Genomic DNA, 14,263 nt, shown 5'->3' on the forward strand with positions numbered 1-14,263 from the left:
ATTAAAATGTTCTTAATCTTCTTTTGGTATGCACTAACTATTTAGATGTTTAATCAATATCTTCAATTTAATCTACTTTTATTTGATTTAACAATATAATTTTTTCTACCTAATGCAATGTTTAAGCTGTTAAATCCAACCTCGTTTAGTCGCTCACTTAATTTGTCATAATCATTTATTAAAAATAAATGCACCCCTTGCATTGTGGGGTTGTTTACAATTTTTTCTGATTCTATTTTATAAATTGAGTAACTTTTAATATCTAACTTTATATGCTTTTCTATTTCATTAGAGACTTCTATATCTTTTTTATTGTATATTGGCAACCAAATCAAGAAAGACCAATTCGGTTTACTATTAAGCTTTTCCGATAATTCAGTAATTATTTTCTTACAGCCCTTCATATCATTATCTTTGTTTTTGCCCCAGTAAGGATCAAAAAAAATAACTCCTCGCTCAAATGAATCTATAGCTTCAAGGTAGTCCTTAGTAAGATCATATGCATTTGCAATTTGAAATGTAATATTAACTCTAAATTTATAGTTCTCGGGTGAACTTAGACAAGACAACGAATAGATAACATCACAAAGCTCATAGCTATTGTATTTTACTCTATAGTTTGTACCTGAATTGATAATTGAAATTAGTTCCAGTATCCACTTACTGGATCCATAGTAATGTTCACCATAAGAATACTTCCACATCTTTTTCATTAATCGATAGTACATAGATTCTTTAAGAGATTCTTGTACCTCCTGTTTATCATTTTTAGTATTTTTTTCTAAAAAATTATAAAACTTTTTCGCTTCAGCTGCACATGTATTTGATATGAAATTTCCTCCAAATGCATCAAAAAAACAAATTGGTGTATGTGAATCTTTTAACTTCAAATAAAATAACTCTAAAAGAAAAAGGTGTTTTGGAACATCACCAAGATTCCCCGCTTTACCATTCATCGACATTTTATCCCACCTAACACAAATAATTGTATTTAAAAGATACACTATAACAGTGTATCAGCCTGCAATATAATCATATAATTCTGGCTCGATCTAAAAATTAGTGGTTGACACTGAAAATAGATCAGTGTTCTATATTACTACGCTGTTGTGATAGGCTTTTCAGGAACGAATAAAGATCAAATGTAGTCAACCACTAATTAGGGTTTTGAGCCATAATTTAATCAGTAAATTTATTCATTATCAGTTCCCATTCAAACCAAATGCCCGTGACCCCAACTTTTGCTTATATTTCTGTTCGAAACTAACAACCTCAGTTTGAGTTAATGATTTAGGAAGTGTTCGTAAAATCGAGTATTGAAAATTCTTGTAACGCTCTGGCTCTACCTGTAATAATGTCATCAATTTGATATTTCCTCCATGCTTCGTTTCTGCATAGCTTCTCCAGCGCCCCATAATACCCAGTTTCCCTGATGCCGACCCAACATACTGATTTCCATCGGTCATATCAGTTATTAGGTACACACCTGCAACGGAAGAAAGCATGGTATGCCATATTCTATTTGGATCAGGACTATTTACAATGGTTTGAAGCTCGTCAAAGGTTATGATCATATCTTCAAAACCAGGGAATTCCTTAACATATCCAGCAGGAAGTATTTCAACTACTCGCTTCGGATTGTCTTTTTTTAGCCACTGAAACCAAGCCCTCGTCGATGATCCCCAATCAATAACAAGCCGATCAACCAGATCATTTAGTAGATCTATCTTCTCAAATTCATAATGAAATAATGGTTGCTCGAATACCTCCATATATGGGTAATCAGGAGGAACATTCGCCAATGATTTATTGAAAGTTGACTTTGCAATTACTTTGTATGCCCCAATGTAGATTGCTTTCGACTGCTCATACCCCAAAAACGAAATGAGATACTCACAATTCCCAAACACATCCTTACTTTGAATGCTTTGATAAAAATCAAGCATGCCACGCTTATAAAGATATTTGGTATCATAATTTGGATCTTGATGCCGAACCAACTTTATCGATTTAGAAATATCCAGATCTCTCATTGAAAGCAATTCACTTAGAAGCACCAGTCTCACCTTACCTTGTCTTTAGCATCGTTTGATTATCAATCTAACTACCGCTTGCGATATCCACTTTTCAGGATAAACGAGCTTCACAAAAGCTTTTTTCAATGATTTATAGGGCAAGACAGCATCCCTTTATTCCTGCCACTAAAAAACTTGTTACTTTGTAGAAAACTAAAAATAACTGTCCCCACCTCCAAATCCCCCAATCCCTTACCCCACAAGGCTTCACCACCATTTCCGAGATAAAATAACTGTCCCAAAAACGCTGAGAAACACACCTGAAAACTGGAAAGAAACTGGTTCAATTGTGAACGAAAACAACTAATAATTCGTGTCCCTGAAGGGATAGAGAAGTGCCTGAGAAAAGTAGGGATTGGCATTTAAAACGCCTGAGTAAGAGCCTGGGAAATGACTGAGTAAAACCGCCCCACCTATCGAAAAGCCTTGAGTATCCTGGGTTTCTGCTTGATTACCTATTCGGGATTTGGATGATAAATCCCTGCTGTAGTGCTTTAAGAGGAAAGAAAAAGACTGGAGAAATGGTTGCGGAATAGCGACAACCAAGTTCCAGTCTTTGGTGGTTTGGGGACAGTTAATTTTAGTTAGGGACAGTAAAAATAAAATTAGACAGGAATTATTTATTGGTTACAAATCCGCTGTCTCATCGCCTCAAATAACAAAATCGTTGCCGCCATTGCCGCGTTAAGCGACTCTGCCTGTCCCTGCATCGGGATCGTAATCGCATCATCTACCAAACGTGCCGTAGCGTCCGAGATGCCTTTGCCTTCGTTACCGATCACAAGCCATACCGACTGCGTAAAATCATAGCTATAACATGAATGCTCTGCCTGCAAAGAAGTACTAACCAGCTTCACGCCCGCAGCCTTCGCTTCGGGAAGCAAAGATTCCAACTGGCCCTCCACAATGGGTAAATGAAACAATGACCCCATCGTCGAACGAATCGTCTTTGGGTTATACACATCAGCACAGCCCGCGCCAAGTACAACCCCCGCGGCTCCAGCTGCGTCCGCACTACGGATGATCGTCCCCACATTCCCTGGGTCCTGCACACCATCCAGCACCACGACAAGCCCACGTGCTCCTGCGATCAGGCTTTCCAGTGGCTCACTGCCTTTACGCACAATTGCGAATACAGGCTGCGGTGTCATCGTATCCGTACATTTGGCGATAACCGCAGGAGATACACTAACCCACTCCACACGCTGTAGCGCGTTCTCAAGCCCGGCGAGTTCGCTAGGTACACCTTGCTCTCCGTCGTACACAATGCACTCCAGATCTGCTCCGGCGCGTAATGCTTCCTGTACCAGATGAATGCCCTCAATGATATATTTATGTTGACGGGTACGATGCTTTTTCTCCAGCAACTGCGCCCATTCTTTTACACGTGTATTTTGCGGTGATACAATATCCATCTTTCCATCCTTCCCATCTGCATCCATCACTTCGGATACGCAAGCTCCATTTTCGTCAAATGATCCTTGTGACCCACAATGATCAGCACATCTCCAGCTTCGATCCGGTCCTCCGCGTACGGCGAGATGTTCATCGAATTTCCACTGCGAATCGCCATCACGTTACAACCAAAACGTGCACGGATGTTTAATTCCATCAGGTTTTTACCGATCATTTGCTCGGAGGCTCTCATCTCCAGAATGCTGTAATCCTCAGATAACTCGATGTAATCCAGTATATTAGGCGAGGTCAGATGATGGGCTACGCGTAGTCCCATATCCCGCTCAGGATAGATGACTTTATCCGCCCCAATCTTCTGCAATACCTTACCATGAAGCTCATTTTGAGCTTTTACGATCAGCACCGGTACGCCCATATCTTTCAATATCAGGGTTGTCAGAATACTCGCCTGAATATCTTCACCAATCGCCACAACGACAACGTCGAAATTCCGTATGCCCAGCGCACGCAGCGCTTCTTCATCTGTTGAATCTGCCGATACCGCATGGGTCACCACATTGGACATTTCCTGAGTCCGCTGCTCGTCCGCATCAATTGCCAGCACATCGAATCCCATGCCACTCAGTGCATTGGCAACACTTGATCCGAACCGTCCCATGCCAATTACGGCATACTGTTTCTTGGCCATTAGGGTCTTAACCTCCCGTTGCTCTTCAGCATGACGCATCATTACGGATACCCATGCTAACGTAAATAATCCTTCGTAGTATACCACAAAGCCTGATAAACTTGAATGCGCTAGCGCTTCCCAGGGAACAGTATTAGAGCAGCCGAATATACGAGGAGGGAATTGCGATGCCCATTACATTAAGCCTGCGTGAAGCGATTGTTCATAAAGTTCATGACAAGAGTGATGATCAGCTCCGGGAGATGATTGAAGGTTCAGTAGATGGACCGGAAGCTGCATTACCTGGACTTGGCGCCATTTTCGAGATGATCTGGAAGAACACAGAACCTGCCAAGCAGGAAGAACTCATTCAAATCGCGCAGGAGCATCTGCACACCATTCCCGTTCAACCGCTTCGCTAAGTGAAGCATTGGAGGGGAAGGTAACCATCATTACGTTTGTTCTGTCTGCAAAAGAAAGCTTTCCCTTATTCGGCTGGATCATACCCGCCTCCAGGTAAGGTGTATAGCAATAGATCCCTCCGCCAATTGGCGGAGGGATCTTATTTTTAACAAGCTATCTCATCACATGAGCTTGTCACGTTTAACTAATTTTTTAACAATTCCCACGAAATACTTTTGTCTTCACTTAAGGCGCAGTCTCCAGGAATTGAGCTGTAGGATTTTTATCCATAGCCGTTCTCATTGCGTACTCATTTTCGAAGAGCACTACATAATTTCCTTTTTTATCTTTTACAAGCGCAGAGTTAATCCGGAATTTGCTTGGGTCCAGATTCTCGTCCACGATCCAGCGAGCGAACTGATAAGGCATGCGTTGTAATAGTACGTCTACCCCATACTCGCCTTTCATCCGGTATTCAAATACCTCGAACTGAAGTTGACCAATTACGCCGAGGATAGTCTCGTCGAAACTTGCCGTCTGGAACACCTGAATGGTTCCTTCCTCCGTCAACTGATCAATTCCCTTTTGGTACTGTTTATGTTTCAATGCATTTTTCACAGTAACTTTGGCGAAAATCTCTGGCGAGAACGTTGGCAACTCCTCAAAGATAACCTCGCTGCCTTGGCTCAGTGAATCGCCAATCCGGAAGATACCCGGATCGAACAAACCGATAATATCGCCAGCATATGCCTCTTCGACAATATCCCGGTCTTGTGCCAGAAATTGCTGTGGCTGTGACAGCTTGATCTCTTTGCCCACACGAGTATGCTTCACACTCATTCCACGTTGGAACTTGCCTGATACAATTCGCAGGAACGCAATACGATCCCGGTGTGCCGGGTTCATGTTTGCCTGAATCTTGAACACATAACCGCTGAATTTCTCATTTGTTGGCTGAATCTCTCCTGCCGTACTGCGACGTGGTTCAGGTTTCGGTGCCAGTTCCAGGAAATTCTCCAGGAAAGTCTGTACGCCGAAATTATTAATCGCACTACCGAAGAAAATAGGGGTCAATTCACCGCGTTGAACTTTCTCCATGTCGAATTGGTCGCCCGCAATATCCAGCAACTCCAGATCCTGACACAATTGATCATGCAGGTATTCTCCTGCCATCTCACGGATAATCGGATCTTTGTAGCCATCTACCTTTTGTACTTTAATCGTCGAGTGATCGTCCCCTTGGAACAATTCCACCTGATTTTTCATCCGGTCATAGACACCACACAACTCGCGACCTGTACCAATAGGCCAGTTCATCGGAACCGAACGAATACCCAGTACATTTTCAAGTTCTTCCATCAGGTCAAATGGGCTTTTACCCTCACGGTCGAGTTTGTTGATGAATGTAAAGATTGGAATCCCACGCTTCGCACATACCTGGAACAACTTGATCGTTTGGGCCTCGACACCTTTTGCCACGTCAATCAACATTACCGCGCTATCGGCAGCCGTCAGTGTACGATACGTATCCTCACTGAAATCCTGGTGACCCGGTGTATCCAAAATGTTGACGCGATGATCCAGATAATCAAATTGCATTACGGAAGAGGTAACCGAGATCCCCCGTTGTTTCTCAATTTCCATCCAGTCACTTGTTGCGTGTTTGCTGGCTTTCCGAGCTTTTACCGTTCCCGCAAGGCGAATCGCGCCCCCGAACAGCAACAGTTTCTCGGTCAATGTAGTTTTACCCGCATCCGGGTGAGAGATAATGGCAAACGTCCGGCGTTTGTCCACTTCCTGTTGAAGAATATCATTTGCAGCTTTGCTCATAGGTTTAATCCCTTTCGTCCGTTCATTCACGTTAATCCGGCATGGCCGGTCCATCATTCAATCTTTATGCAATCCGGCGAGGCCGGTTGATTGTACACGAGTTTTTACGTACTAGGTATTTACACACTAGATTAATTTTACACATTTACAATGGAGTTCATCCTCCTCAAATCTGTGCTTTCATGTATACCGTGAACTGCTTCTTAACCCAACTCTCCTATTGTACCATAATCTGTACCGAAAATAACCGATTACTACCGCAGATTCTTCTCTTTTCACTTGCAAAAAAAAAAGCACCCTTCAGCCGTTTCCATGGCATCCAGGCACTCCTCATTCATTTTTATTTATCGTTTTTAGAAAATCAATGCATCCAGCGCGTATTGTCCGCCACCTGTCAATGCCAGCGCTACACCAATCACCAGAATCGCGAGATTATATTCGAATCCGTTCTGCGTGGACCAGTATCCGTTCGCACCATGGACTTTCACAATCGCAATGACCATCGTCAATGCAATCAGAATGCCACCTACTGGTGTAAGCAGACCCAGGGCCAGCAGCAATCCGCCACCGAATTCCGCGAGTCCAGCCAGTAACGCCACCAATGCACCTGGCTTCATGCCCATCGACTCAAACCAGCCGCCTGTACCCTTGATCCCGTAACCTCCGAACCAACCAAACAGCTTTTGAGCTCCGTGCGCCATGAACGACAATCCAATCACCAAACGAATCAACAACAACCCTACATCCAACATCATTTTCTTTTTCCTCCATTCGATATATACAAAATAGTATTCTTAGATTAAAGATATTATGCACATTTTTTCTTCATGATTCTCTGTGACGCAAACCCCTTCAACTGGTTTACATTTTATCTCATGAATGATAACTTATCCGAAACGTTTGCCCGAATGAAGTTTGTCATTTGCGTAACTCTTTAACTCATGTGTTGAGTATAAGTTACATACTTACTTTTTGTCAACAACTTAATTTAAATTACTTATTTCCTTAAGATGGATACCTACCTTTTCACCGCTAAAAAGCCTGGGTACACCGCAAAATTTGCGATTTCCCCAGGCTCAGTCATGTTGTGTATGTTGTTAATACTGTTGTTAATGCCCTTACCCTACCCTAACCATTCACTTGCCAGATCACGCTGTCCTCGTCCTGACCATTCACCGGCCACCAGTGGAATCCATCCTGCTCCAGTAGCTTATCTGTCGCTTCTGGTCCCCAAGTTCCAGAAGGGTACGTATGAAGCTCTCCTTGATTCTGCCCCCAGGCTGCTGCGATCCGATCCACAAAAGACCAGGCTGTTGCCACTTCATCCCAACGGGTAAAGTACGTAGAATCGCCCTCTGCTGCGTCGTGTATCAGACGTTCATACGCTTCAGGCGAGTTAATTCCAATCATGCAGCTCTGACAGAAATCCATTGCGAGTGGCTGAATCTCGGAATCCGAGCCTGGTTTCTTGGCATTGATTTTGATATATATGCCTTCCATCGGATTCACCCGAATGACTAGCAGATTCGGTTCCAATTTATACTTTTTCCCAAGGTACACGTTGTTTGGCATCGACTTGAACTCAACTACGATCTCGGTTGTTTTTACCGGAAGACGCTTGCCTGTCCGAATGTAGAATGGCACACCCGCCCAGCGGAAATTATCCACGAATACACGTGCTGCAAAATACGTCTCCGTATTCGACTGCGGATCAACCTTGTCTTCCTGGCGATACCCCGGAAGCTGCTTGCCACGGTACTCCCCTTCGGCATACTGCCCCCGCACAACGTTGTTGCTCACTTCCTCATCCGAGGTGAACGCCCGTAGAGAGCGCAATACCTTCACCTTCTCATCCCGAATGTCTTCCGGGAATAGGCGACTTGGTGGTTCCATCGCAATCATCGTCAGCATCTGGAGCATATGATTCTGCCCCATATCACGGAGTGCTCCGGAGTGATCATAATAACCGCCACGTTCTTCCACGCCTACGGTCTCACCAAGCGTAATCTGAACGTTGGCAATATGTTTGTTGTTCCAGAGCGGTTCAAAAAAAGCATTTCCGAAGCGGATCACTTCGATATTTTGCACCATTTCCTTGCCCAGATAATGATCAATCCGATAGATTTCCTCTTCACGGAATACCTCACGAATCTGCTCATTCAGATGTTCGGCCGATTGCAGATCATAACCAAATGGTTTTTCGATCACCAAACGGTTCCATCCCTGACTTTCCAACATACCACCGTCCCGCAAACTGTACGAGACACTGCCAAACAGCTCAGGTGCCAGTGCCAGATAGAACAGTCGATTCCCCGGCGTGTTAAACTTTGATTCCAGATGCTCCGTCTGCGCACGCAGCTCTTTGAATCCTTCCACATTATTGATATCCAGTGCTTTGTATTCAAAATGATCGACAAAAGCGTTCCACTCATCAGGTCCCCCCGCTGGATAACGGCAGAACTCTTTAATGGATTCATAGATTTCTTCCCGGAATTCTTCTGGGGACCTCGGACGACGTGCTACGCCAATAACCGCAAAGTCTTCGGCAAGCTTGCCTTCACGGTAAAGACTGTAGATAGCCGGAAACAGCTTCCGACGGGCCAAATCACCCGTTGCTCCAAAAATGAAAAATACTGCACCTGGTGTCTGTACTTCATCTTGCAATTGTTTTTCAACCATGGGCTCCTCTTTCTTCCGGGAAGATAACCTTTATGCTCTCCCCGAGCTATGTAATGGTGTTATATATGCACGACATACAACTGTCAATTACCAGCAAGTTCCTTCTTGGATGTGATGCCATTTTAGCATATCAACTGAATGGATGCACTATTTCAAACTCATTTTTCTGATAAAGATTCTCAATATTGGGTCCCAATTCATGAAAAATCCATCCCTTAGTATTCAATCGTAATCACCGGAAACCCCACTGTAATTCGATTATCGACCTCGTCCCCAACCTGGTGAACTGCGAGTTGCATATTCAACATGTGCGAGCCACTCTTGATCGATAGGGGCAGCTCAGCCGCCTTATAAGAGACACTTGCAGTGCCTGCATCTGTATAACGTTCGACGGAGGCGATATCTACCTTTGTGGACAGCTGTTTTTCGATCAGTTCCAGTTGCTGACTCGCATCATGTTCAGTAGCAGTAACTGCTGTACCTTGCACAGACATATTCCAGCTTGCCTTCATCCCTGAGTCTACAAGCAGTTGACCGATCTGTTCATGTACTATCATTAATGCCTTCCGATCCATGTGTGCATCCCCTGAAAGTTGTACAATGGCGTAGTATCCGTTGTCTCCTGTATCGACGACATTGACCAACATGCCTGCACCTCCAGTAGCCGTATCGACAATCTCTTCACTGCGGTAAACATCATGGCCCGTCTGGCGTACCCGCACAGGTGGTTCAAGTCCCAAGTGACTTGCCAGTAACACGGCCTGCGCTTGTGCATCTCCCTTGCCTTCTCCTTGCCATTTAATAACTAGACGATCCACATTATCAATCACACTGTCAGCAGTATAGATTAACTGTTCCAGTTGGGCAGCTTTGGATTCGTTCTTCTCTGCGTATACCTGTGTCACACCAATAAGAATTATGATAGCTATTGCCAAGATACCTGTTGTCATCCATCGATTTAACATTTGAATCCCCCGCTTCTTTCTTGCATTCTATGAATCTATCAACAGCATGCCCCTTTCGCATATTTGCTATACTTCTTCTGCACACAACAAAAAAGCCCCACCCGCCACTTGCATGGCACATCGGAGCTTTCATTTATAATTTTCTATATAAATTGAACTACACAATATTTACACTCGCCACTCCGATGACAGAACAACCTTCCGATCGCCGTTATCCCCAGATTTTTTTTGATTCTTTTTATAAAGGGTAAATCCAGGGATAAAGGCGAAGTTTATGCTTCCGAAGTAGCTTTCTTTCAGAAAGCTTTTAGCTTCGCTTCTTCAGGTTCTTTCTGTCCTCTCCGTTTTGTGTAAATCTTTAGTTCAATTTATATAAATCATCTCTTATCTATAACTTCCGCACATTAATGCACGGTTCTTTGGCTTAATGATGTTATTGCATATAGTTCTTGTTATTACTCTGCAAGTCCATTTTTATAAGCATAGATCGCGGCCTGTGTACGGTCGTCTACGCCTAATTTTGCCAGTAGGTTTGTAACATGGAATTTGACCGTCTTGATACCAATGATCAGATCATCAGCGATGTCCTGATTCGATTTACCTTTGGCGAGCAACCGGAGCACATCCATTTCTCGGTCAGTCAATTCATCATGCAAAGGAGCTGCTGCCTGTGGCTGCCGGAAGCGATTCATCATTTTCGAAGCCACCTGTGACTCCAGAACGGATTGCCCGCGAGCTGCTGCGCGAATCGCATCTGCCACTTCATTGGCTCTTGATGTTTTCAACAGATAACTGAATGCACCTGCTTCAATGACAGGATACATTTTTTCATCATCCAAGTAACTGGTCAATACAATGACTTTGCACTCTGGATACATTTTAAGTACCTGACGAGTAGCCTCAATGCCGTCCATTCCTTCCATAACCAGGTCCATCAGAACAACATCAGGCTTATATTCCTGTGCAAGCCGAATGCCTTCCTCTCCACTACCTGCTTCACCAACAACTTCAATTCCATCTTCGGTATCCAGTACCGCTGCAAGACCAATACGTACCATCTCATGATCATCCACGAGCAATACTTTGATCGACGTTTCCGTCTCCGTTTCGACTTCCGGTTCCATTGACATGTTCTTCCTCGCTTTCATCGTTCATCAAAGGTATCGTAATCTCAATCCGCGTTCCCTTACCAGGCGCTGTTACAAAATGTATGGCCCCGCCAATCTCCGTAACACGTTCACGCATGTTAGCCAGACCGTAAGAAGCTTGTTTATTCTCATCCAGATCAAAGCCTTGCCCATCATCACGAATCAATACCCGGATCGCATCAGTACGGCGCTGGATCCGTATCTCCATTTTTTCCGCTTTTGCATGCCGTAACGTATTGGACATAGCCTCCTGAACGATCCGGAACAGATGATTCTCGATGCCTTTGATCAGATCAATGTCTTCGTCCATTTCGAGCACAATGTCCATGGGTACTTTTGTTTTCAGTTCCATCACCAGATCACGCAGACCTTGTTCGAGATGTTTACCCTCCAGATAGACTGGACGCAGATGTAACAGTAACGCACGCATCTCGGACTGGGCTACCGAAGCCATCTCCTCAATCAAAGCCACCTGCCGCTGAGCACGTTCAAAATCCTTCTCCATCTTCCGTCCAACGGCCGTTGCTGTCATGGATATCGCAAACAATTGCTGCGATACCGCATCATGTAGTTCCCGTGCCAAACGTTGCCGCTCTTCCACAATAGCCGTAATTCTGGCTTGTTCAGCAAGCTGTGCATTATGAGTAGACAATCGCTGGAGCGTAGATATCTGATCTTCCCACTTTTTGCCGATTCGTCCGAGTTGCTCACTTAAACGGCCCACATCATCATCGCCCAGATCAGGTACAGTGCGTGATAGAGAGCCCTTCTCCCACAGTAGAAGTGTTTCCCGCAGCAGTTCAAGCCGGCGTTTAACCCGGTAACTCTGATAGAACCCAAAGACCGCACCGATCCCAATCAGAAGTAGCAATAAGGCCAGACCCGATTGAATCAGATGACGCCAACCTGTAAACGGAGCAAGATAACCATATGTATACAATACATACAAAATAACAGCGAGCACAATGAAAACCAGGAGGATCCCTTCACCCATACTTCGGGTTACCATGTCGGTATGTCGTTTTGTCTTCATCGGGGTCTCCTCCTTCTCTTCATCTATTTTACTACGGATTACTGATGTTTAGGTCGCCAACAATATAAGAAATGACAAATTTTGCTTTATGTTCACTGGATTCATATCCAGGCGTTCTCCATACTAATTTGTTCATCATGCCGCTATCTTGTTCTCCAAGAAGATTAATCCGGCCGAAAAGAACCGATGCTTCAATCTCCACACCATAATCTTCTGGTAGTGTAAGGCGAACATTACCCATAACTCCTTGCAGCAGCACAATTGTTTGTTTCTCCTCCGGAATCGAAAGAGATAGATCCGCGTTAACCTCACCTATGGCATGCCACAGACTCATACTACGTAACGTCCAGGATGATTGATCCCAGTAGTACCGAGCCATGAAATTCTGTTTCTTCATAACGCCTTCGTCCAGATGAATCTTTTTGTTTTTTGAATAAAAATAAGCTAAAGAAGCAAGTACAATCAAAAATACAATCATTAAATTATCCAGCAATAACAGTGCCGCACCAATGCCAAGATACCGATGACCTTTGCGGGTATCCCCATTGCGGACTTGAAGCATTCCAACCGTTAACAGAATCAGTGCGGCAGCGGTCAGGAAGTTAATATTGTCATTCAATAACATCATTGTGCCAATAATCATAATGACAACTGCAAGCCATTTACTCTTTTGATTCATCCCCGCCGCACCTCCTCTGTAAGTTAATCTCTCTTTATTCAACGGAAAAGCCATACCAGGCAATGAAGTCCTGTATGGCTTAACTTTTGTTCTACCAACCGTACATTATACACGATTTATAGAATATCATATTGTCCACTAAGCGAACAGTTATTCTTTTGAAGTTCCGTTCGCTTCATTCTTGGAACCATTGCCCATTTTATTTTTGAGGGCTTGTAATTGCTGATCCACTTTGAATTGTTTTTCCACATCTACAGGATTCGTATACGTGGATGATGTGTTGCGATAAGGTGCACGAGCTACGTCAGCCTCAGCTTCCAGCTGCATGATTTTCTCTTCCATGCGGTGGAATCCAAGTGATGCGCCGCCACTTTCGATCGAATGCAAGCTGTTGATGGAAGACATTTGTTTTTTAGCTTTTGCCATTTGTGCACGGGATACAAGTTCATTACGTTTGTTACGCATTTTGTAGAACTCATCTTTCATATCATGCAACTGTTGCAACAGATCTTTTGCTTGTGCTTCGGACTGTGCATGCAGTTCGCTGTACTCCGTAATTTTTTGATCAAAGTAGATTTTCTCTTCCAACAATTTGCGTGCCACTTCTTCCTGACCGTTAGACAGAGCAGCTTCTGCTTGGGACTCACGTTGTACCGAAGTACGCTCCGCTTCATCCAAACGTTGTTTCATGCGGCGCTCATTTGCCATTTGTTTGGCAACAGTTACCTCTGCCTCATGAATCTCAGCCTCCATATCACGCAAGTACTGGTTCAACATTACAATCGGGTCCTCTACTTTATCCAACATATCATTTACCGATGCTTTCGTCATATCCTTAATCCGTTTAAATACTCCCATTTTACTTTTCTCCCTTCTCGTAACGAGATAATTTTTGGCGAAGCTCTTCAACTTCTTTTTTCAGTGCTTTTTTCTCGATATCTTTCATCATGGAATCAAGTTCACTTTCTTGCGGTGCTCCTGCTCCGTAGGCGTTGTTGTCATAAGAACGGGGACCAGATTGAGGTCTGCCGTTGAATCCAGGGCCGGGACCGAAGTTACCAGGACCTTGTTGGTTGTGATTATTTTGAAAAGGACCTCTTGGTGGCTGATGATCATAGTTGTCGTATCCTCTGCCAGGACCAGGGCCTTGGCCCGGACCGTAGCCATATGGATCATAAGGCGGATACGGTTCTTTTGGTACCACCAGTGCTGCAATAAAGTATATTAACAACGACGTGCCGCCAGTTACGAAGATACTGATAACAAAGATGATACGCAGCAGGGTGGAATCCATTCCGATGGTTTCGGAAATTCCGCCGCACAAGCCGGTTAACATCCGGTCACGCGTTGAGCGGTATAATTTGCTCAT

General features: G+C 44.0%; 14 protein-coding genes. 1 reads left to right on the plus strand and 13 read right to left on the minus strand.

What is annotated here, in order from left to right; genetic code table 11:
* Positions 1–62: 62 nt before the first annotated feature.
* The 4 genes from MHI52_RS26125 to MHI52_RS26140 all read right to left on the minus strand — a co-directional run bounded on the left by MHI52_RS26125 (position 63) and on the right by MHI52_RS26140 (position 4,218).
* Positions 63–956 carry a hypothetical protein gene (locus MHI52_RS26125; RefSeq protein ID WP_405157933.1) on the minus strand — a complete coding sequence of 298 codons (894 nt, stop codon included), beginning with the start codon at positions 954–956 and terminating at the stop codon, positions 63–65.
* Positions 957–1,202: 246 nt separating this feature from the next.
* Entirely contained in the window at positions 1,203–2,033 is an 831-nt protein-coding gene (locus MHI52_RS26130; RefSeq protein ID WP_405157934.1) for a GIY-YIG nuclease family protein, read from the minus strand.
* Between the two features lie 662 nt (positions 2,034–2,695).
* Positions 2,696–3,490 carry a TrmH family RNA methyltransferase gene (locus tag MHI52_RS26135; protein ID WP_405157935.1) on the minus strand — a complete coding sequence of 265 codons (795 nt, stop codon included), beginning with the start codon at positions 3,488–3,490 and terminating at the stop codon, positions 2,696–2,698.
* Positions 3,491–3,516: 26 nt separating this feature from the next.
* Positions 3,517–4,218, minus strand: a complete 702-nt coding sequence (locus tag MHI52_RS26140; protein ID WP_076254620.1) for a TrkA family potassium uptake protein — start codon at positions 4,216–4,218, stop codon at positions 3,517–3,519.
* Positions 4,219–4,346: 128 nt separating this feature from the next.
* Between MHI52_RS26140 and sspI the strand changes: the two genes are divergently transcribed.
* A complete protein-coding gene (sspI, locus tag MHI52_RS26145) occupies positions 4,347–4,580 on the plus strand; it encodes a small acid-soluble spore protein SspI (protein ID WP_036673259.1) in 234 nt (77 codons plus the stop codon).
* A gap of 226 nt (positions 4,581–4,806) precedes the next feature.
* Here the strand turns inward: sspI and MHI52_RS26150 are convergent, their stop codons facing one another.
* The 9 genes from MHI52_RS26150 to MHI52_RS26190 all read right to left on the minus strand — a co-directional run bounded on the left by MHI52_RS26150 (position 4,807) and on the right by MHI52_RS26190 (position 14,263).
* Complete coding sequence (locus tag MHI52_RS26150) at positions 4,807–6,390, minus strand: peptide chain release factor 3 (protein WP_036605691.1); 1,584 nt, start codon at positions 6,388–6,390, stop codon at positions 4,807–4,809.
* A 353-nt stretch (positions 6,391–6,743) separates the two neighbouring features.
* Complete coding sequence (locus MHI52_RS26155) at positions 6,744–7,142, minus strand: DoxX family protein (RefSeq protein ID WP_024634146.1); 399 nt, start codon at positions 7,140–7,142, stop codon at positions 6,744–6,746.
* A 376-nt stretch (positions 7,143–7,518) separates the two neighbouring features.
* Positions 7,519–9,069, minus strand: coding sequence for a glucose-6-phosphate dehydrogenase (gene zwf, locus MHI52_RS26160; RefSeq protein ID WP_405157936.1), 1,551 nt, complete (start codon positions 9,067–9,069; stop codon positions 7,519–7,521).
* Between the two features lie 215 nt (positions 9,070–9,284).
* Positions 9,285–10,004, minus strand: a complete 720-nt coding sequence (locus tag MHI52_RS26165; protein ID WP_405157937.1) for a YwmB family TATA-box binding protein — start codon at positions 10,002–10,004, stop codon at positions 9,285–9,287.
* Between the two features lie 485 nt (positions 10,005–10,489).
* Positions 10,490–11,158 carry a response regulator transcription factor gene (locus MHI52_RS26170; protein WP_091020933.1) on the minus strand — a complete coding sequence of 223 codons (669 nt, stop codon included), beginning with the start codon at positions 11,156–11,158 and terminating at the stop codon, positions 10,490–10,492.
* Positions 11,100–12,215 (minus strand): sensor histidine kinase, encoded by a 1,116-nt coding sequence (locus tag MHI52_RS26175; RefSeq protein WP_036605687.1) that lies wholly within the window; start codon positions 12,213–12,215, stop codon positions 11,100–11,102. The genes MHI52_RS26170 and MHI52_RS26175 overlap by 59 nt, the downstream gene beginning before the upstream one ends.
* A 31-nt stretch (positions 12,216–12,246) precedes the next feature.
* Positions 12,247–12,894 carry a cell wall-active antibiotics response protein LiaF gene (gene liaF / locus MHI52_RS26180; protein ID WP_036605686.1) on the minus strand — a complete coding sequence of 216 codons (648 nt, stop codon included), beginning with the start codon at positions 12,892–12,894 and terminating at the stop codon, positions 12,247–12,249.
* A 150-nt stretch (positions 12,895–13,044) separates the two neighbouring features.
* Positions 13,045–13,752 (minus strand): PspA/IM30 family protein, encoded by a 708-nt coding sequence (locus MHI52_RS26185; protein WP_017692315.1) that lies wholly within the window; start codon positions 13,750–13,752, stop codon positions 13,045–13,047.
* A 1-nt stretch (position 13,753) separates the two neighbouring features.
* Positions 13,754–14,263, minus strand: coding sequence for a PspC domain-containing protein (locus MHI52_RS26190; RefSeq protein ID WP_017692314.1), 510 nt, complete (start codon positions 14,261–14,263; stop codon positions 13,754–13,756).

The sequence above is a fragment of the Paenibacillus sp. FSL H8-0283 genome, from assembly GCF_045040675.1.
GTDB lineage: Bacteria > Bacillota > Bacilli > Paenibacillales > Paenibacillaceae > Paenibacillus > Paenibacillus amylolyticus.

Coding starts and splice junctions, on each gene's coding strand:
- MHI52_RS26170 (WP_091020933.1), bottom strand. CDS start 11,158: ATGGAACCGGAAGTCGAAACGGAGACGGAAACGTCGATCAAAGTATTG.
- MHI52_RS26190 (WP_017692314.1), bottom strand. CDS start 14,263: ATGAGCAAATTATACCGCTCAACGCGTGACCGGATGTTAACCGGCTTG.
- MHI52_RS26130 (WP_405157934.1), bottom strand. CDS start 2,033: ATGAGAGATCTGGATATTTCTAAATCGATAAAGTTGGTTCGGCATCAA.
- MHI52_RS26155 (WP_024634146.1), bottom strand. CDS start 7,142: ATGTTGGATGTAGGGTTGTTGTTGATTCGTTTGGTGATTGGATTGTCG.
- MHI52_RS26150 (WP_036605691.1), bottom strand. CDS start 6,390: ATGAGCAAAGCTGCAAATGATATTCTTCAACAGGAAGTGGACAAACGC.
- MHI52_RS26175 (WP_036605687.1), bottom strand. CDS start 12,215: ATGAAGACAAAACGACATACCGACATGGTAACCCGAAGTATGGGTGAA.
- MHI52_RS26140 (WP_076254620.1), bottom strand. CDS start 4,218: ATGCGTCATGCTGAAGAGCAACGGGAGGTTAAGACCCTAATGGCCAAG.
- zwf (WP_405157936.1), bottom strand. CDS start 9,069: ATGGTTGAAAAACAATTGCAAGATGAAGTACAGACACCAGGTGCAGTA.
- MHI52_RS26135 (WP_405157935.1), bottom strand. CDS start 3,490: ATGGATATTGTATCACCGCAAAATACACGTGTAAAAGAATGGGCGCAG.
- MHI52_RS26125 (WP_405157933.1), bottom strand. CDS start 956: ATGAATGGTAAAGCGGGGAATCTTGGTGATGTTCCAAAACACCTTTTT.
- sspI (WP_036673259.1), top strand. CDS start 4,347: ATGCCCATTACATTAAGCCTGCGTGAAGCGATTGTTCATAAAGTTCAT.
- MHI52_RS26185 (WP_017692315.1), bottom strand. CDS start 13,752: ATGGGAGTATTTAAACGGATTAAGGATATGACGAAAGCATCGGTAAAT.
- liaF (WP_036605686.1), bottom strand. CDS start 12,894: ATGAATCAAAAGAGTAAATGGCTTGCAGTTGTCATTATGATTATTGGC.